Origin of the sequence: Pseudoduganella ginsengisoli, from assembly GCF_009720865.1 — a bacterium.
In the GTDB taxonomy this organism is placed as follows: Bacteria; Pseudomonadota; Gammaproteobacteria; order Burkholderiales; family Burkholderiaceae_D; genus Rugamonas; species Rugamonas ginsengisoli.
Window position 1 is genome coordinate 135,952 of sequence record NZ_WNLA01000005.1, and the last position, 20,185, is coordinate 156,136.

Sequence of the window (20,185 nt, forward strand, 5' to 3'; positions counted from 1 at the left end):
CAGGCGGCGACAGGCCGCTTCAGGTACCGAACGCGATGCGCCGGATGGCGGCGGCCATTTCTTGCTGCAGTCCGGCCAGCTCATCATGTTTGGGGCGCGTATCGGCAATGAACACCATGCCGCCGATCAGTTGCGACACGATCAGCGCGGCCCGCAAGTCGCATTGCGCGGGCGCCATGGCGGGGTCGATGTCGCGGATCAGGCGCCGCAAATTCTTGCGGGCCCGCGTCAGCATCGTGTCGAAGATGCTGGCCGCCACGGCATGGCGGTTGGCCAGCGCCGCCACTTCAAAAAACAGGCCGCTTTGCATCTGGTCGCGCAGCGTCTCCAGAAAGTAATCAATCACGCCGGCAAAGCGCAGCTGCGGCGATTCCATGCCCGCCACGATGCGGTCCATGTCCGCCTGGTACGTGGTGAACGTCAGTTCCAGCAGCGCTTCAATCAGCGCGTCGCGGCTGGGGTAATAGTGCTGCACGTTCGACAGGCTGACGCCGACCCGCTGCGCAATGCTGCGCATCGACAATCCCGCATAGCCCTCAGTGGCCAGGATCGCGTAGGCCGCTTCCATGATGGCGGCCGAGCGCTCATAGCCCTTGGTCGTGGTATTGGATTCCTTGCCGCGCAACGGGGGCGCAGGACGGGCAGGACGTGCGGTTTTCATATTCATGGCGACATTATTGCGCTTTCCCCTAAAATAGGTCAACATACCTATAAAAATTAGGTCACATAACCAATTTTGGCGAGGAGACGATGGAAGCGTATATCTACGACGCTGTGCGCACGCCGCGCGGCAAAGGCAAGAAAGATGGCTCGCTGCATGGCGTGACGCCGCTGCGGCTGGCGGAAACCGCGCTGCGCGCGCTGGCCGCGCGCAACAGGCTCGATACGGCGCTGGTCGACGATGTGGTACTGGGCTGCGTGGAACCGGTGGGTGAACAGGGCGCGTGCATCGGCCGCATTGCCGCGCTGGCTGCAGATTATGCGCAAACCGTGGCGGGCGTGCAAATCAACCGCTTTTGCGCGTCGGGCCTGGAAGCGTGCAACATGGCGGCGGCACAAGTGATGTCCGGCCAGTCCGACATGGTGGTGGGCGGCGGCGTGGAAGCCATGTCGCGCGTGCCGATGGGGTCATCCGGCTGGGCGTGGCCGGTGGATCCGCAAATCGCGTTTAAAACGCATTTCGTGCCGCAGGGGATTTCCGCTGACGCCATCGCCACCTTGTATGGCTACAGCCGCCTGGACGCCGATGCGTATGCGGCGGAAAGCCACCGCCGCGCCCATCACGCATGGGAAAGCGGGTGGTTCAACGGCAGCGTCACGCCGGTCGTGGACGTCAACGGCTTGCCGATTTTGACGCGCGATGAAACCGTGCGGCCGCACACCACGGCCGAATCGCTGGCAGCGCTGAAACCGTCGTTTGCCGACATGGGCGAGCAATTCGGCTTTGATGCGGTGATCCGCAAGCGCTATCCGGAACTGGAAAGCGTGCGGCACATCCACCATGCGGGCAACAGTTCCGGCATCGTCGATGGCGCTGCCGCCGTGCTGTTCGGCAGCCGCGAGGCAGGCCAGCGCGCCGGCCTGAAACCGCGCGCCCGCATCCGTTCCTTTGCGTCGGTCGGTTCAGAACCATCGATCATGCTGACGGGCCCCAGCCATGCGGCGGAAAAGGCGCTGAAGCGGGCCGGCATGGGCGCGGCCGATATCGATTTGTGGGAATTGAATGAAGCGTTTGCGTCGGTCGTGCTGCGCTTCATGGATGTGCTGTCCATCCCGCACGACAAGATCAACGTCAATGGCGGCGCCATCGCCATGGGCCATCCGCTGGGCGCCACGGGCGCCATGATCCTCGGCATCCTGCTCGATGAAATGGAGCGCCGCAATGCCGCCACGGGGCTGGCGACGCTGTGTGTCGGCGCCGGTATGGGGACTGCCACCATCATTGAACGCCTGTAAGGAGAACATACCATGATCAATGTGACGATCGATGCGGACGGCATTGCCACGCTGTGCTGGGATATGCCGGGCCGCAGCCAGAATGTGCTCAATGAAGCCAGCTGCACGGCGCTGTTTGAGGCGATAGCCCGCGTCGTGCAAGACGATGCCGTCAAAGGCGCCATCATGACGTCCGCCAAGCCGGACTTTATTGCAGGCGGCGACCTGGAATGGCTGTTGAATACGGACCAGGCGGCGGTACTGCTGGAGCGGGTAACGGCGCTGCACCGCGCGCTGCGCAAGCTGGAAACGTGCGGCAAGCCGGTCGCGGTGGCGCTGGGCGGCTCCGCATTGGGCGGCGGCCTGGAAGTGGCGCTGGCAGGCCATTACCGGGTCGCGGCGGATAATCCCAAAGCCCGCTTTGGCTTGCCGGAAGTGACGCTGGGCTTATTGCCGGGTGGCGGCGGCACGCAGCGCTTGCCGCGCCTGACGGGAATCCAGAAAGCGCTGCCGCTGCTGTTGGAAGGCAAGCGCCTGAAGGCAGGCGAGGCGCTGAAGCTGGGCATCATCCATGCCGTGGCGCCGGCGGGCGAAGAAGTGGCGGCGGCGCGCGCATGGGTGCTGGCGCAAACGGCGCCCGTGCAGCAGCCATGGGATGTCAAAGGCTACAAGGTGCCGGGCGGCGCGGTCGCCAGCCCCGCCGTGCAGCAAGTGCTGATGGCGGCCAATGCCATGACACATGCAAAAACGTGGGGCAATTACCCGGCGCCGCAAGCGATCCTGTCGTGCGTGTATGAAGGCGTGAACGTGGATATCGACACGGGCCTGGCCGTGGAAGCGCGCTACTTCGTGCAAATGGTGCTGTCGAAAGAAGCGAAGAACATGATCCGCTCGCTGTTCTTTTCCATGGGTGAAGCCAACAAGCTGGCCTCCCGTCCGCCGGATGTGCCGCGCCGCCGCTACAGCCAGGTCGGCGTGCTGGGCGCTGGCATGATGGGCGCGGGGATTGCGTATGTGGCAGCCAGGGCGGGCATGCGCGTGGTGCTGATCGACCGCGACCAGCCTGCGGCTGACAAGGGCAAAGGCTATTCGCACAAGCTGGTGGAAAAACAGGCGGCGCGGGGCCAGCTTGCGCCGGACCAGGCGCAGGCGCTGCTGGAGCGCATCACCGCCACCACGGATTATGCGCAGCTGGCCGAGTGCGAAATGGTGATTGAAGCCGTGTTTGAAGACCGCGCCCTGAAAGCGGACGTGACGCGCAAAGCGGAAGCGGTGATGCCTGCCGGCGCCATCCTTGCATCGAATACGTCGACGCTGCCGATTTCCGGCCTGGCCGAAGCCAGCTCCCGTCCGGAGCAATTCATCGGCCTGCATTTCTTTTCTCCCGTGGACCGGATGCCGCTGGTGGAAGTCATCATCGGCAGGCAAACCAGCCAGGCAACGCTGGCGCACGCGCTGGACTTTGTGCAGGCGCTGGGCATGACGCCGATCGTCGTCAACGACGCGCGCGGTTTTTATACGAGCCGCGTATTTTCCACCTATGTGCTGGAAGGGCTGGCGCTGCTGGCCGAAGGCGTGGCGCCGGCCTTGATTGAAAACGCGGGCTTGCAGGCGGGGATGCCGGTGGGGCCGCTGGCGCTGACGGATGAAGTGTCCAGTGAACTGATCGTCAAAATCGACCGCCAGACCCGCGCCGACCTGGGCGCCGCCTATCAGCCCCGGCCAGGGCATCAAGTGGCGGCGCGCATGGTGGAACTGGGCCGCATCGGCAAGAAGGCTGGCCAGGGCTTTTATGATTATCCGGATGGCGGCAGCAAACGCCTGTGGCCTGGCCTGGCGGAGCAATATCCGCGCGCCGCTGTACAGCCGGACGTGGCGCAGCTGGTCGAGCGCCTGATCACTGTGCAGGCCGTGGAAACCGTGCGCTGCATGGAAGAAGGCGTGTTGATGAACGCGCGCGATGCCGACGTGGGCGCCATCCTGGGCTGGGGGTTCCCGCCATTCCGGGGCGGCCCGCTCAGTGAAATCGATACGGTGGGCGCGGCCGGGTTTGTGCAGCGCTGCGAACGTCTGGCGGCCAGCCACGGGCCCCGTTTTGCCGTACCGGCCCTGCTGAAAACCATGGCGGCTGATGGCCAGGCGTTTTATCCGCCGCGCTGATAGTGCGCCAATGGCTGATGCGACCTGGTTGCCACAGTAACCAGGTGGCAGCCGCCTTTTAACTGGTTTTTTACTGCCTTCAGTGCGGGATTGACGTAGGATGGTTTCTGTCGATCCCGCGCCGGCCTGGCGAACCTTTGTAGGCGGTTTATGCGAGCAGTTTCAGTATGCTGGATGCACTTTGGCCGCAGGCTATGGTCCCTGGTGGTGCTGGCGGTGTTTGCCTGTGCCGGGCCGTCGGCCGCCCAGGGCGAAGACCGCGCCCTACTCACCGAGGCGGAACAGGCATGGGTCAAAGCCCATCCCTTGGTTACGCTGGCGGTCGACCAGAATAACCCCCCGCTGAATTTTCGCCGCGCCGATGCCGATACCGCATCGTTTGGCGGCGCGTCGATTGATTACGCCAACCTGATTGCCCGTAAAACGGGGCTGACGGTGCGCTATGCGGGATCGACCTGGGATGAAGCGCTGAAAAAAGCCATGGCCCACGAAGTCGATGGCGTGATGGGCGCGCGTGAACGGCCCGAACGCAAAGCCCGCCTGAACTTTACGGCGCCGTACCTGGAATTCCCCATTGCCATGGCCGTGCCGCAGCAAACGCCGGAAGTGCGCATGCTGTCGGACTTCGGCAAGCGCCGCATCGCTGTCGTGAAAAATACCGCGCGCATTCCCGTACTGCGGTCGCGCTGCCCTGACTGCGTGCTGGTCGAAGTGGACAGTCCCGCCGAGGGCATCGCGCGGCTCCAGCGCAATGAAGCCGATGGTTTTTTTGACGATTTGCCGGTCGTGCAGCGGCAGTTGGCGCAAGGCCGCACGCCGTTGAAAATCGGCCTGCTTTACTATTACTCGGAAGCGGCTACCGTGCGCTTTGCGCTGCGCAACGATGAACCGCTGCTGCAAACGATATTCGACAAAGGGCTGGCGGCGATCCGGCCCGACGAGCATGCAATGATCCGCTCGCGCTGGCTGACGGCGGCCGAAGGCATCCCCGTGCAGCGCGACTTGCCGCTCAGTGATGAACAGCGCAGCTGGCTGGCCGGCCACCCGGCAATCCGCATCGGTTATGACGCGCACCGCACGCCGATTGAATGGAAAGGCGATGATGGCGCGCCGCGCGGCATCTCGATTGAATTCATGCGGCGCATTGAGCAAATGCTGGGTGTGCGCTTTGAGCTGGTGCCGTATGAGGGCCTGGCGCCGCTGCTCGATGCGGCCCGCCAGCGCGAAGTGGACGTCGTTGCATCGGCAGCGCAAGCGGGCGGCCGGCAAAACTACCTGCGCTTTTCTGATACGTATATCAGCACGCCCGTCGTCCTGTTTGCAGCCGTTGGCGCGTCGCCGCCCAGCCTGGCCAATATGGCTGGTAAAAAAGTCGCCGTGATCCGCCACACGTCGCTCGATGAATGGCTGCAGCGCGAATGGCCCGGTGTGGGCCGGGCGCCGGTCGCAAGCTTGAAGGAAGCGGTGGCCTTGCTGCGCAAGGGGGAAGCCAATGCCTATGCGGGCGCGCTGCTGACGGCGTCGCACCAGTTGATGGAAACGGGCGCCAATGACGTGCGTGTGGCGGGGGAAACGGATTACACGTACCAGTTACGCATCGGTGTGCGCTCTGACTGGCCGGAGCTGGTGGCCATGATGGACCAGGCGCTGGCCGCCATTCCCCGCGCAGAGCGCGACAGTTTTCGCCAGAAATGGGCCAACATCAGCTATGCGAGGGAAATCGACTACCGTCCGCTGGGTGCGCTGCTGGCCGCTGTCATCGTGGCTGCTGCCTTCATCGTGCAGTTGCGCGTGATGGTCAAGCGCCGCACGTCCGACCTGGAGCGGGAAGTGGCGACGCGCCGCTCGCGCGAAGAGGAATTGCAGCATTACCGGCTGCATTTGCAGGAACTGGTCGATGCCCGGACCAGGGAGCTGGCGTCCGCCAAGGAAGAAGCGGTGGCGGCCAATCGGGCCAAGAGCGTATTCCTGTCGAACATGAGCCATGAATTGCGCACGCCGCTGAACGCCATCCTGGGCTTTTCCGAATTGCTGCGCCATGAAGACAACGTAACGGGGCCGCAGCGCAAGACGCTGGACTTGATCAACCGCAGCGGTGAAAACCTGCTGTCGCTGATTAACGATGTGCTGGACATGTCGAAGATTGAAGCGGAGCGCGCCATCGTGGAGCGGGCGCCGTTCGACGTGGCGCTGATGTGCCGCGACATTGCGGACCTGATGGCCGTACGGGCCCATGACAAGGGCTTGCAGCTGGTGCTGGAACTGGGCGATCCACTGGCCGCCGTGCTGCATGGCGATGAAACCAAGTTGCGCCAGTGCGTGCTGAACCTGGTGGGCAATGCCATCAAATTCACGGAGCAGGGCGGCGTGACATTGCGCGCCGCCACGGCAGAGCGGGATGGCGGTGGCGTGACGCTGGTGATTGAAGTGGAGGACAGCGGTGTCGGCATTAGCGCAGCGGACCAGGCGCGCGTATTTGAACCCTTTGTGCAAGTGGACCGCGCGCAGGAAGGCACGGGCCTGGGCTTGTCGATCACGCGCAAGCTGATGGACTTGATGGGCGGTACGCTGGCGCTGGCCAGTACGCCAGGCAAGGGGTCGTGCTTCCGCATTGAATTGCCGATGCAGCGCGCCGCGCTGGAAATGCCGCTGGCGCGTGCGGGCCGCCAGGGCCGCGTGGAACGGGTGGCGCCTGGCCAGCCCGCGTACCGCATCCTGATTGCGGAAGACCAGATGCAAAACTGGCTGCTGTTGCAGCGTTTGCTGGAAGATGTGGGGCTCGATGTGCGCGTCGCCGTCAATGGCCAGGCGGCGGTGGAACAGTTTGAAAGCTGGCATCCGCATTTCATCTGGATGGATAACCGCATGCCCGTCATGAGCGGCATTGATGCGACGCGCCGCATCCGTGCGCTGCCGGGCGGTATGGACGTGAAAATCGTTGCGGTGACGGCGTCCGCATTCCAGGACGAACGCGATGAAGTGATGGAGTCGGGCATGGATGACTTTATCCGCAAGCCATACCGCCGCGATGAAATCTTTGAATGCCTGGAGCGGCACCTGGGCTTGTCGTTTGTGCGGAGCTGGGAGGCGCCGGACGACAGTGCGGCAGCGGCGCCGGAGCCAGCCGCCTTGTCGCCGGCAGATTTCCTGGTGCTGCCGGCCGGCGTGCGCGCCGCGCTGCGCCTGGCCGTGGTCAGCCTGGACCAGCAGGCGCTGACGGCCCTGATCGCCGGCTTTGACGGCTACGCGCCGCAACTGGCGCATGGTGTGCGCGGCATGGCTGCCGCGTCACGTTATCGGGAATTGTGCGCGCTGCTCGATGGGGTGCCCCAGGCGGCAAGCCTGTGACAGATTAGCGGCGGTATTGCAGCCGTGCGGCGGCCGCCTTGGTGATGACGGCGAGGTCGCCGACAACCGGATGGCCGACCATGTAGACACTGGCCAGCCAGGTCACGGTGGCCGTGGCGGCAATCAGCGGTACGCGCAGCGCGGGCGACGCGGGCAGCAGCCAGGACAACAGCAGCGATACGCCGGCAACGATGGCGGCCACCGCCAGGCTGCGCCAGCAAGCCGTTGCAATCTGGCGCAGGCTGATGCCTGTGATGGCATGGGCAATCCGGTAAGCAATCATGCTTTGAATGGCGTCGGCCACGACCAGCGCCAGCGCCACCGTATACAGGCTGCCCTGCAATGCGGCGCCGAAAATCAGCGTGATGCGCGTCCCCTGCACGATGGCGCCATAGCGGGACAACAGGTCGACCCGGCCCGTGGCGTTGCAAATGGTGCTGAGCGGCGACGACATGACGGCAAAGCAGGCGCCGGCGCACAGGATGGACGTGTAAGGGGCTGCCGCCAGCCATTTTTCGCCAAACAGCACGCGCACCACGTCCAGTGAAAAAATGCCCAGCACGATAAAGAAGGGCCACACGATCAGCGTGAAATATTCGAGCGACTTGCGCAATTGCGGCGTGACGTCGCCATCCTTGCGGTTTTGCTCCGCCATGGTCGACAGGACCACCGGCATGGCGGCCTGCATCACGGATTCCTGCATCATGGTGATCAGCGTGCCCGACCGGCTCAGCAGGCCGACTGCGCTGAAGCCCAGCAGCTTACCGACGATCAAGTCATTGGCGCGCTGGCCAATTTGTTCCGCAATGCCGAACGCTGTCGTGTGGGCGCCGAATTGCGAAATCCGCCGCCAGTGCTGGAACGAGATGCGGTACATGCCGGGCTGGTAGCCGCGCAGGTTGGCCACCACCACGATAATGATGGCGCTGGCCAGCTGGCCCATCGCCAGTGCCTTGGCGCCAAAGCCCAGCCAGCCCAGCGTGATGGCGGTCGACGCATTGCAAATCGCGCCGGAAATGCTGACGGGAAACATTCTGGCAAATTGCTGGTTGCGCACCATCAGCGACAGGCTGATGGTGGAAAACGGGGAAATCAGCAGGCCGACTGTGGAAATGCCGATGATGGTGGCGACTTCCGGCTTCGCGTAAAAGTCTGCCACGGGTCCCGCTATGGCAAACAGCACGATGCTGAGGACAATGGCGATGGCAAGGGAAATAGTGAATGCCGTGTTGATCTTTTCCAGCGTGATTTCCATTTCCTTGATGAGGAAATTACCGACGCCGAAATCACGCAGCGCGTGGGTCAGGGCGGCAATGGCGACGCCAATGGAAAACACCCCGGTTTCTTCCGGAGAAATAAGCCGCGACAGCACCAGTACGCTGCCAATATTGATCAGTAACTGGAAATGCTTTTGCAGTAACGCGATGATGATGTTGTTGCGCACTTATGCCGCTTCCTTGCTGGCGGCGAACTGCCGGATTGGGGTAAGTCGTAGGGATGCGATCACTACTGCTGCGGGAGTTCAACCGGTGGGATGCCGCATCGACGGCAAAACAAGATCAGACGCGATCCTGGACTTGTTGAAATGATAGCAGGCAGTTTCAATCTCATGTTACCGCAGCGTATTTCAACATGCAATGCCGGAAGTGATACCAGCAGGATAACGATGCTGCTACTGAGCAACTTGATCCAGCAATTCGGCCAGCTGGGTGGCGCGGGACTGGCGCGATGCCGCTTGCCGCTCTGCCATCGGCGGCGGGGGCAACTGGCCTGTACGGACCTTGTCCAGAAAAGCCAGCAACGTGGCGCGGATGGCGGCTACGTCATCCAGCGGCGCCACCACGGCGCTGCTGCAGCCGCTCAGCGCCGTGGCCGTATCGCCGGCCAGGTCGGTCAGTGCAAGGATGGGGCGGCCGCTGCGGATATATTCATACAGCTTGGCGGGGATTTGCGCATTGCAGCTGCTGCCTTGCAAGATCAGCAAACCGTGCGCCTGCATCATTTCCGCCAGCGCGGCGCGGTAGTGGATGGGCGGCTCGATCCGCACCATGTCCGCTAAACCATATTGCTGCACTTGTTCGCTGATGCGCCGGTCGTGCGCGGTGGCGCGCAGCAGCAGGCAAAACTGCTTGCTGGACAGCAACCCTTCGCTGCGCAGGTCCGCCAGCGCCTGGAACAGGCAGGCCGGATCGCGTTCGGCCGGGTAGACGACGCCGCTGTGCAGCAGTAAGAAGGGCCCGGCGGGCGGCACGGGTTCCGGCCCGGACGGGAAGCTGTGTTCGTCGTAGCCATTTTCAATGACGACGAATTTTTCCGGCGGCGCTTCCGGATAGCGGCGCTGGTAGTCACGTACGGCGCCTGGTGTCGTGCACACGACGCGGCTGCTGTGGCGCACCACTTGCCGTTCGATCCAGCGGTAGACCCACAGTGACAACTTGTCTGTGGGAAATCCGGTACTGATCATGGGATCGCGTAAATCCGCCACCCAGGGCACGCCGCTGAGGCGGTGCAAGGTCAGGCCGATCAGGTGCGCCGTGGCGATCGGGTAGGTGGACCAGATCACCTGGGGGCGGTAGCGGTGCAACAGGCGCCGGCCGGCTGGCACCGCGCCGAACCACCATGAAATCCAGCGGTCGGGCAATGCCCACAGCCGCAGGTAATGGCCCTTGAGGGAAAGGTGGCGGGCACTGTCCAGCGCGAACGCGCGCTGGACGACGGTGTCGGCGGGAATGTCTTGCAACAAATCCGTCGCCGAAACCGGGTAAGCCTGGGGTTGTGCGGACAGCATCAGCGGCTGCCAATTGTGCGTAGGTAAATATCGGCAAAATGCTAACGTACGCTGTACTCCACTACTGCCACTTTGCGGTGGAAAGTGGAAAGCAATCAGCAATACGGATTTGGCCATACCCAGGACTCCAGTTCAACCGTTCTGTGGACGGCAAGCACTGATGTTAACGGTTTTATGATAATTTGCACAAGACCGTATATACTTCCCTTACGAAAAACAGGTAGTCGGCCTGATTTTTAGGAATACGTCCATGATACGTACACCAGCTCCCATTCGAATCAGTCTCATTATCCCAGCTTATAATCGCGCCTCGCTGATCGGCGCGACGCTGGATGCTGCCTTGGCGCAAACCGCACCGTTCCACGAAATTATCGTGGTCAACGATGGTTCGACTGACGATACTGCCGCCGTTGTTGCGGCGTATGGCGACCGTGTCCGCTACCTGGAATTCGCAAACCGTGGTGTACAAGCCACACGCAACAGCGGCGTCGCTGCTGCCACGGGCGACTACATTACGCTGTGCGACTCCGATGACTTGCTGGAACCCGCTTTCGTTGAAACCATGCAAGCGTGGCTGAACAAGCACCCGGATACGGATGCACTGTACTGCAATTTCCGCACCTTTGATGCGGAAAGCGCCCATCCAGAAGATAAATTCGCACAAGCGCCAGCGAATTACTTTGACGGGGTGCAAGAACACGGTGATTTTTTGTATCCGGTTCCAGATATCTATGCCCGCTCCATCCGGTTCCAGGCATTTTTCTCGTCGGGCTTCATCGTCCGCCGCGCGTTCTTCCACGCCTTGAAAGGCTACAACACCAACTTCAAGGGTATCGGCAGCGAAGATTGGGAATTTTCCATGCGCGTCATGCTGGCCGGCAAAGTTGCCGTGTGCAAGCAGCCGCTGGTGAAAATCCGCAAGCATCGCGGCAATACGTCGCGCGACAATTTGCGGCAAGTGCGGGGGACCGTGCATATCCTCCAGTATTCACTGGCCAACCATGCCGGCGCAGCAGCCCATCGGGACTTGATTATGCGCAGCATTAGTCGTCGTCAACTCGAACTGTTCGACATTGCCTTTGCCCGTGGCGACTTTGACTTGGCGCGGGCCGTGCTGATGCAACTGGCGCCATTGCACAGCTTGCGTTTTGTGCTGAAAAAAGCCATTTGCAAGCTGCCTGCCCTGTTGCGCCAGCCTGTATGGCGGCTGACGCAACTGGGCTCCCCGGCTTAAGCGGCGCGCCGTCAGACGACGTTGTGGTTGAGCAAGCGTTCGCAAGTCCGCAAGAACTGGCGGGCCACCATCGCAGTATTGTTTTGCAGCGCTACGCGTAAGCCATTTTCGCTCAGCCGGTTGCGCAGGGCCGGGTCATCCAGAATGGTGACCACGGCGCGCGCAATGTCTTCCGCATCCGTCCCATCGACCAGGTAACCTGTTTCGCGGTCCAGCACGGCTTCCACGACGCCGCCGGCACGCCCGCCAATGACGGGTTTGCCGCAGGCATTGGCTTCACGGAACACCAGGCCGAAGCCCTCCGTATCGCCGTCGGGCATGGTGCGGTTAGGCATGATGAACAAGTCGCACAGGCGCAGGTAGCGCACCAGGTCGGCATCGGAAATCTGGCCCACGAGGGTGACTGAGTCGCCAAGCTTTTCGGTGGCAATGGTGTGCTTTAATTGCTCGCGCAATTCGCCATCGCCCACCACCAGGTAATGAATATCCTGGCGCTGGCGCACAATGCGCATCATGGCTTGCAGCGCCATATCCACACCTTTACGCGGTACCAGGCGGCCAACCGTGAGGACGACTTTCTTGCCGTGCAAGCGGTGTTTTTCAACGAGGTCGGCAGGAACGGGACCGGGCGTGAAACGTCCCGTGTCGACGCCGTTCTGGATCAAGGCAATGGATTCCGGCTGCAACTGCATCTTGTGCGTGAGCGCGTCGCACGTGAAGCTGCTGACGGCCACGACTTTGTCAGCCGCATCCAGGTATTTCTTGCGGCTATTGCCGTGCAAACGGCCACCGGTGGCCTGCGTAATTTCTTCGCCATGCACGTAAATCACTAGTTTGCAGCCAAACAGTTTTTTCAGCGCGATACCCAGCCAGCTTCCCGTGACAAGCTCGCCCACGCACACGACATTGATGCGGTGGCGCTTGGCCAGCCACGCTGCCGTGATCAGGTTGCTCGCATACAGCGGCAAGTCCTTCACCAGCAGGCGGTACACCGACACGGCAAGGTTGCGGGGCGGCGGCTGCATCAGCGGCCGTAACAGGGGTACGCGGTCAATCGGGTAAGTCGCCTTGGCATCGTGTTCGCGCCAGCCAGGAATTTCCTTATTGGTCAGGTAATTTGTATGGGCGGTCAGCACGCGGATGCTGCCTTCGGGCATTTGGCGGCACAGGTTTTCATACACGACGGCAGAGCCGCCATGAATCGGCGGGAATGTGCTGGCAATCAGCAGGCAGCGCACGTCATTGCTGTTTTCCGCCTTGGCGCTGCCGGAGACGGGCACGGTCACGCCGCGCACCCGTGCATTGCGCACCAACTGGTATGCGAGGCGTTCCGGCGACGTGCGCCACGGCGTGAAGCGGGGCAGCTGGAACAAGTCGGCATCGGCTGTCGCGGCGCCGGGGCTGGTCGCCACGGCAGCCTGGTAGCCGCAAGCTTTGACCATCTTGACGTGTTCTTCGCGGTAATCTTTTTGTGGCCGGCCATTGGGGTAGGCAAACAAATTGACTTTGGCGCGAATGATGGCTTCCAGCTGTTCCTTGCATCCGCCAATTTCTGCCATGGCCTGTTCGGCCGTGCATTCGCTGAGGATGGGATGGCCTACCGTGTGGGCGCCGATCTCGAAGCCCTGGCTGTGCAGTGCACGCACCGCATCCGCATCAAAGTGCGGCGGCAATTGCAACGGGACCGTGGCTTGCGCCTCCAGCTGGGCCAGCGCTGCCATGCGGTCCACTACGCTGGCGTATTTCAGCCGCGCTTGCAATTCCGTGACCAGCGCCTGGCGCCGGTTTTCAGTACGCAAATCATTGAAGCCGCCAAAACCATACGGCAGCGTGACGCCCTGGTCAGGCAATGCGCGCACGGCGGCAACAATGCGTTCATGCCACAGCGAAGGTCCTGCCAATTGTTCCGTCGTAACGAAAAACGTTCCCGTCATTTGCCGTTCGCGCAGGGCGGGGGCGACATGGTCCAGCCAGTCGACATAGCCGTCATCGAATGTCAGGGCAACCGAGCGCTTTGGTAGTTTGCCACGCGGCAATTGCGTCACGGCTTCGCTCAACGGCATGACGTGCATATGCTCGGACAGGAAGTCCAGCATTTCACAAAAATGCGTGAGGTTCAGTTCGTCTGGCGTCAGCGGGTCCGCCAGTGCCGGAATTTTGTGGAACAGCAGGATAGTCAGCCTGCCATCGCTGAATGCCGGAGAGGCGAGCGAAAACAGCCGCCGGGCGAAGGGTGAAAGCATGATAGGCGCACGCAAAGCGGCACGCCCGAGGAGCGTGCCGCCATATTGATCAAGGCTGTCGATGGTACCTATTCAATATATGTTTTGCAAGTCCATACGGCAGTTGTGCGCTGCGGTATTAGCGGGGAACAATGGCGAACTGCGGTGCGGTGCTGTAATCCGGCTTTACCGTACGGCTCATGAACAATTTCCATGCCTTCGCGCCGTCAGTCGTCAGTGGCGCCGCGAACGCCAGTGCCGGCTGCATATTGGAAGGATAGCCCATGTTGAAGCTGGATACACCCGTCATTTCACCGACCTGCACACCGAAGGCTGCTGCCATTTGCGTGCTGTTGCAAGTCAACGCGGCAATCTCCGGCGTATGGCTGGCCTTGTACACGTCGGCAATAGTCGAATAAATGGCGGTATCGGTGCTGCTGTTCTTCAGCGTCACGTTATAAATCGCGCCATCGATCCAGCAGGCGCCGGCGCCCACCATGCGGCTCACGGCAAATTGCGCCTTCCATGCCAGCAAGGCTTGCGCTTTGGTGAAGCCCAGTTCACTCAAGTGGCCGGCGACCGACGTGAAGAAGTCATCTTGCCAAGGTGCAATCGCCGTACCATTGTTATAGCTGAAGGCATAACCATTGATCAGCACACCCAGCTTGTTAGCCTGGCTATTGTTGACGTACGTGGTTTCATACCAGTTCAGGTTGTTATTGACCAGGTTCGTCAGCACGGCTTTTTGCGGGTCGCTGTCCGGCGTAATGTAAGCCGCCTGGCCTAACGTACGCATGGACCACGCCTGGCCACGCACCTGGTCATTTTGCACCAACCCTTTGCCAAAGCTGCGGTAGTTGGGATTCTCCGAGAAACTATCGAAGTTGGCCCAGAATTGCAGTTCTTCCAGGTAGTAGTAATCACCGGTCAGCACGTAAGGCAGGTATGCCAGGCTGGGCTGGTGCGCCGTGTCGGCCGTGGTCGGGATGTCGCACAGGCCAGCGCCGGCACAGGCCGGGAAGGCTTCGTACTGCTTGGTGGCCGGGTTGTACGTATCGGTCGAGCGGCCGACTATCGTCATGTAGGGATAATCGGCCAGCGTGACCGGACGGTCCGTGCGGCGGTCGCGGTAGTGGATCGACCAGCTGCCGGCCAGGTCGCCCGTGCTCAAGGTCAAATCGCGGGCCACGGAACTGGTGCTCAGCACCGTCATGGCAGCCCAGCCCGGCAAGATGCCGATGTCGATCCGGCCGCCCGTCATTGGCATATAAGTAGAGACGAGACCCGTCGGCATGGCCTGCGTCAACGTTTTATTGAGCGTGGTTTTCAAATCCGTCAGCGCCGTGGTTTGCACTTTCACGGTCTGGTCATAATTCGGCACCGCCTTGGATGCGATCAGGTAAGCAGGATTGTGGCTCACCTGCAGTGCGGGCGCCGTGCCCCACCACGCCACCTGGCGCCAGCGCGCATGGTGGTAATGGGTCATGCCTGCCTTGGTGTAGCTGGCGCGGCCGCCAATCAGCACTTGCGCGTCATACGTGAAGTTTTGTGGCTTGGCTTCGAACGCCCATGCATTTTCCACCGTGACGTCCACACGGGCTTTGCTGGTGCCATAGGCGCGGATGGCAAAGCGGGCCGACAGGTGCGGATGGACTTCGCCGGACGCCGTTTGCAGTGGCGCCGACACTTGCCATTCAGTGGCGAGCGGGCCCGACATCCACGTAGTAAATTTGCCGCTCTTCAACAACGCATCGGCCGATGCGGTATACACCTTGCCGCCGATCGTCGCGCTGAACGATGACGTAAAGCCGGCATTGAGCAATTGCTGGGGCGTCGCGGCAGCCGTGGCGCCGGGCGCCGTGCCTTTGACCAGGTAAATGGCTTGCGTTTGTGCAGGCAGGCTGGTTGGCAGTACCACCGTGATGATGGCGTGGCGCAGCGAGCCATCCGCGTGGCGCGCCTTGACGTCCACCTGGATCGGCACCGTGGTGCCGGCCGCCGTCTTGGCGCCCAGGTATTCCGTGCTCTTGACGTCGCCCGCCTTGAAGACTTGGCCAAACGTGACGGGCGCATTGATTTGCGGTGCGGTACCCGTGCTGGTGACTTGTACAGACGTAATATTGGCAAACGATACGGCAGCGGCAGGGGCCGGCGCGGCGCCGCCCGTCAGCAAACCGGTCGTGGAACCGGCGGCCAGCGTGGCTGGCACAGTGCCGCCCTGTACTGTCGGCGAAGCGGGTGCGGTGTCCGTGGCAGGCGTTTCCGCCGTGGCGGCTGGAATCGTGGCCTTCGACGGATTGGTAATGGCTGGACCGCCCATCGTCACCAGGCTGGCTGGCGGCAAAGCAGGCGTATCGCTATTGCCTCCGCCACAAGCAGCGAGCGAGGCGCACAGCAGCGTAGCGAGTAAGGGAGGCATGGAACGGAAAGGGATGTTGCGCATAGCTGATCTATCCTGAAAAGTGGCGGCACCTGAAAATAATGCCGTGTGGATACAGTCAGGGCAGATTAGCGCGGAAACGACTTTTCTGCGCGGAAATTTTACTTTTCCACGCAAAATAAATCCTAAAAACAACGCCTGATTTTCCTGTTGTTCAACTTCCTTGTCAAGATCAATTTGCTCGGTCACAACACGTGATATCTGTCCGCTAAAATCAGCCGTGCGCATATCAAATCGCAACTTTATTGCTATAATGACATAGGTATTGGTGCCAAATAAATAAACTTATTGTAACTATCCTTTACTTAAGTCATTGTAAAGCTTGCATTTGCTGACAAACTCATTGACGATAGCGGCGAATTCCCCGAACACAGCAGTAGCGCCAAGCCAACGCAGCAGCTTGCGCTGGGCGTAGCCGTCGCCGACACTTAAGCTGGTGGGCTACCCGGCGGGCTATGTGCTCATGCATATGATTGAATAGGGCTGGCAATGGGATAGTGCCGGCTTGGCTTGTCCCTAATGGACTGATTCCCGGCAGTGCCGAGGAAAAATGACATGTTAAAAATATCTAACCATTACGTATCCAAAGTCGCGTTCAGCTTGCTGTTCGTTGAAGTGCTCATCCTGATCGGCTCGTTCTATGTGGGCTCTGCCATCCGCTTCTTTGATGGCGAAGATTTCATCGCGCCCAAGCTGGAGCACTTCCTGCTGTCTGCCTGCGTCTTTGCCGGCGCCATTGTCTTTTCCATGAGCGCACTGGGCATGTACCAGCTGAATTTTGCGGAAGGTTTGCGCAACCCGCTGTTCTTCCTGCGCCTGATGCCATCGTTTGCGATGGCGTTCGGTATCCTGACGCTGGTGTTCTATATTGCGCCGGACCTGTATTTTGGCCGCGGCATCCTGTTGCTGGTGTTTGGCATTTCCGCGCTGGGCATTTTGGCCGCGCGCGCGATTTTCTTCACCACGTCGGAATTCCGCTTCCTGGAAACGCGCATCATGTTCCTCGGCGTTGGTCCGCTGGCAAAAGAATGCGGCGACATGGCGACGACGGCGACCAGCTATCACAAATATGATGTGGCAGGCTATGTGGCCATGCCTGGCGAAGAATGCCGCGTGGCGCCCACCTCCGTCTTGCAAATGGAACCCGGCATGTCGCTGGTGGCGCTGGCGCGCAAATATGACGCCAGTGAAATTGTCGTGGCCGTGCAAAACCGCCGTGGCGGCACGTTCCCCATCCGCGAGTTGTTGGAATGTAAGTTGTTCGGCATTACTGTGACGGATGCCGCCACGTTCTTTGAACGGGAAACCTACCAGATCCGCGTGGAATCCCTGCAGCCGAGTTGGCTCGTGTTTGGCGGCGGCTTCGACCAGAGCTTTGTGCGCACGTTCATGAAGCGCGCTTTTGATATTGTTGTCAGCACCATCATCCTCGCGCTGACCGCGCCGATTATGCTGGTCACGGCCGCCCTGATCCGCCTGGAAGACGGCGGTCCCGTGTTTTATAACCAGGAGCGCACGGGCCGCGCCGGCCGCACGTTCCGTGTGCACAAGTTCCGCAGCATGGGCACCAATGCTGAAAAAGGCGGCAAGCCGCAGTGGGCTGCCGTCAACGATCCCCGCGTGACGCGCGTGGGCGACTTCATCCGCAAAGTGCGTATCGATGAATTGCCGCAACTGTGGAATGTGTTCAAAGGCGAAATGAGTTTTGTCGGCCCGCGTCCGGAACGGCCTTATTTTGTCGAGCAATTGATTGCGGAAATCCCGTACTACAACGTCCGCCACAGCATCAAGCCTGGCATCACGGGCTGGGCGCAAGTGCGCTACGGCTATGGTTCGACGGTGGAAGATTCCGTGCAAAAGCTGCAGTACGACCTCTACTATGTAAAGAACAACAGCCTGTTCCTCGACATCCTCGTGCTGATCGATACCATGAAAGTGGTCATGTTTGGCAGCGGCCGCTGATGAGACAGGCGCCGGTATGCTGATTACCATCACTGCGGTCAGTTATGGCATCGCCGCGCTGGCCTTTGCGCTGTTGACGGTGCTGCAATTGACGCGCTGGCGGCACCGCGCGCATGCGGCGCTGCTGGTGGTGGGAGCGCTGGGAACGGCGGCCTGGGCCGGCAATTTCGCATGGCACGCGTGGTGGCAAACGCCTGGCGCGCCGGTCGAGCACGTACTGGAATTCATCCGTGCCGCAGGCTGGGCGGCATTCCTGCTCAGCATGATGGGCATATTGCGCCCCGGTGCGGATTGGCGCGCGCTGCGCAGCAACCGCTTGCTGCAACTGGCAGCGATTACGCTGGGCCTGTTCGCGGCCGTGGCGGCGGTGGAGACGTGGGCGCCATCGCTGCTGGAAGACTCCGGGCTGGCGCTGGTGGTCTTGCACGCAATGATCGCCGTCATGATCATGATCCTGGTGGAACAGGCGTACCGCAACAAGACGCCGCAAGAACGCTGGGCCATCAAATATGCGTGCATGGGTATCGGCGGCATGTTTGTCTACGATTTTTACCTGTATGCCGACGCCATGCTGTTCCGCCGCATCAACCCCGACATCTGGGCGGCGCGCGGCTTTGTGCAGGCGCTGACCATGCCGCTGATTGCCATCGGCGTATCGCGTTCGGATTCGTGGTCGAGCGCGTTGTCCGTGTCGCGCCGCATCCTGTTCCATTCCGTTGCGCTGGGTGGTTCCGCCGCTTATTTGCTGGCCATGAGTACGGCCGGCTATTACCTGCGTTATTTCGGCGGCAACTGGGGTTCCGTCATGCAGGTGGCGTTTGTGTTTGGCGCCATTGTGCTGCTGGCTGCGCTGCTGTTTTCCGGCACGTCGCGCGCGTGGCTGAAAGTTTTCATCAGCAAGCACTTTTACACATACAACTACGATTATCGTGAAGAATGGCTGCGCTTTACGCGCATGCTGTCGCAGGAGGGGCCGGGGCTGGGCGAACGCACGATCCAGGCGGTGGCGGGGCTGGTGGAAAGCCCTGGCGGCGCCGTCTGGCTGCGCCGCGACAGTGGCGCCTATGAACCGCTGGCGCAATACCATTGCCCCGTGATCACGGCCAATGAACCGGGTGAATCATCTTTTTGCCAATTCCTCGCGACCCGCCAGTGGGTGGTGGACGTCGATGAATACCGCCGCGATGGCGAACTGTATGACGGCATTACGCTGCCAGAATGGCTGCAAACCATGGAACGCGCATGGCTGGTAGTGCCGCTGATGCTGCAAGGGCGGCTGTTCGGTTTCATGCTGTTGCTGCAGCCGCGCAGCGCCGTCCAGTTGAATTGGGAAGTCATTGATTTGCTGAAAGTAGCGGGCAGCCAGGCCGCCAGTTACCTGGCGCAGCAGGAAGCCGCGACGGCGCTGATGCTGGCGCGCCAGTTTGAATCGTTTAACCGCATGTCGACATTTGTCGTGCATGATTTGAAAAACCTCGTGGCCCAGCTGTCGCTGCTGATCCCGAACGCGCACAAGCACCGCAACAACCCGGAATTCCAGCAAGATATGCTCGATACCGTGACGCACTCGGTGCAGAAAATGAAGCTGATGCTGCAAAAACTCAGCCGCAACGATGCGCCGGAACGGCCTGTTTCGTTGCCGATTGACCAGTTATTGCAACAAGCCGTATCCTTGAAAGCAGCGTTTGAACCGCGTCCGGTATTGCAGGTCCAGCAGCCGGGTTTGCGGGTGGTGGCGGACTGGGAGCGGCTGGAGCGCGTGCTGGGCCACCTGATTCAAAACGCGATCGAAGCAACGCCGAAAGATGGCTCGGTGAACATTACGCTGGGCCAGTCCGGCAATGCCGTGCTGGTGGAAATCAGCGACACGGGCCAGGGCATGACGGAAGAATTCATTCGCGACCGGCTGTTCAAGCCGTTTGAATCAACCAAGCCGGCGGGTATGGGGATTGGTGCATTTGAAAGCCGGGAATACATACACGAACTGGGCGGACGGCTCGATGTCAGCAGTACGCCACAGCGCGGCACAACATTCCGTGTAACGTTGCCAATGTACGTACAGGATGCACAGGCCGCATAGGGCCAGGACGAAGGAA

11 protein-coding genes are annotated in these 20,185 nt (G+C 61.1%); 6 read left to right on the plus strand and 5 right to left on the minus strand.

Annotated features, from left to right (window positions below):
* Positions 1-19: 19 nt before the first annotated feature.
* Positions 20-667, minus strand: a complete 648-nt coding sequence (locus GM668_RS10725) for a TetR/AcrR family transcriptional regulator (RefSeq protein ID WP_170305590.1) — start codon at positions 665-667, stop codon at positions 20-22.
* An 83-nt stretch (positions 668-750) separates the two neighbouring features.
* On the opposite strand from GM668_RS10725, the gene GM668_RS10730 reads away from it, so the two are divergent.
* From GM668_RS10730 to GM668_RS10740, 3 genes are all read left to right on the plus strand, one after another.
* Positions 751-1,956, plus strand: a complete 1,206-nt coding sequence (locus GM668_RS10730; RefSeq protein ID WP_155438946.1) for an acetyl-CoA C-acetyltransferase — start codon at positions 751-753, stop codon at positions 1,954-1,956.
* Positions 1,957-1,968: 12 nt separating this feature from the next.
* Complete coding sequence (locus tag GM668_RS10735) at positions 1,969-4,095, plus strand: FAD-dependent oxidoreductase (protein WP_155438947.1); 2,127 nt, start codon at positions 1,969-1,971, stop codon at positions 4,093-4,095.
* 150 nt (positions 4,096-4,245) lie between these two features.
* Positions 4,246-7,443, plus strand: a complete 3,198-nt coding sequence (locus GM668_RS10740; RefSeq protein WP_155438948.1) for a transporter substrate-binding domain-containing protein — start codon at positions 4,246-4,248, stop codon at positions 7,441-7,443.
* A gap of 4 nt (positions 7,444-7,447) precedes the next feature.
* Here the strand turns inward: GM668_RS10740 and GM668_RS10745 are convergent, their stop codons facing one another.
* Positions 7,448-8,887: an oligosaccharide flippase family protein gene (locus tag GM668_RS10745; protein ID WP_155438949.1), complete on the minus strand. Its 1,440-nt coding sequence runs from the start codon at positions 8,885-8,887 to the stop codon at positions 7,448-7,450.
* A 228-nt stretch (positions 8,888-9,115) separates the two neighbouring features.
* Positions 9,116-10,231, minus strand: coding sequence for a glycosyltransferase (locus GM668_RS10750; protein WP_229499162.1), 1,116 nt, complete (start codon positions 10,229-10,231; stop codon positions 9,116-9,118).
* 250 nt (positions 10,232-10,481) lie between these two features.
* Between GM668_RS10750 and GM668_RS10755 the strand changes: the two genes are divergently transcribed.
* Positions 10,482-11,465: a glycosyltransferase family 2 protein gene (locus tag GM668_RS10755; RefSeq protein ID WP_155438951.1), complete on the plus strand. Its 984-nt coding sequence runs from the start codon at positions 10,482-10,484 to the stop codon at positions 11,463-11,465.
* Positions 11,466-11,476: 11 nt separating this feature from the next.
* Here GM668_RS10755 and GM668_RS10760 read toward each other — a convergent pair whose 3' ends face one another.
* A complete protein-coding gene (locus tag GM668_RS10760; RefSeq protein ID WP_155438952.1) occupies positions 11,477-13,708 on the minus strand; it encodes a glycosyltransferase in 2,232 nt (743 codons plus the stop codon).
* A 118-nt stretch (positions 13,709-13,826) separates the two neighbouring features.
* Positions 13,827-16,130, minus strand: coding sequence for an RIFT barrel domain-containing protein (locus tag GM668_RS10765; RefSeq protein WP_229499164.1), 2,304 nt, complete (start codon positions 16,128-16,130; stop codon positions 13,827-13,829).
* Between the two features lie 552 nt (positions 16,131-16,682).
* Here GM668_RS10765 and GM668_RS10770 point away from each other — a divergent pair.
* Together GM668_RS10770 and prsK are read left to right on the plus strand one after the other, a co-directional pair.
* Positions 16,683-18,089, plus strand: a complete 1,407-nt coding sequence (locus tag GM668_RS10770) for a TIGR03013 family XrtA/PEP-CTERM system glycosyltransferase (RefSeq protein ID WP_155438953.1) — start codon at positions 16,683-16,685, stop codon at positions 18,087-18,089.
* Positions 18,090-18,105: 16 nt separating this feature from the next.
* Complete coding sequence (gene prsK, locus GM668_RS10775) at positions 18,106-20,169, plus strand: XrtA/PEP-CTERM system histidine kinase PrsK (protein ID WP_155438954.1); 2,064 nt, start codon at positions 18,106-18,108, stop codon at positions 20,167-20,169.
* Positions 20,170-20,185: the final 16 nt, after the last annotated feature.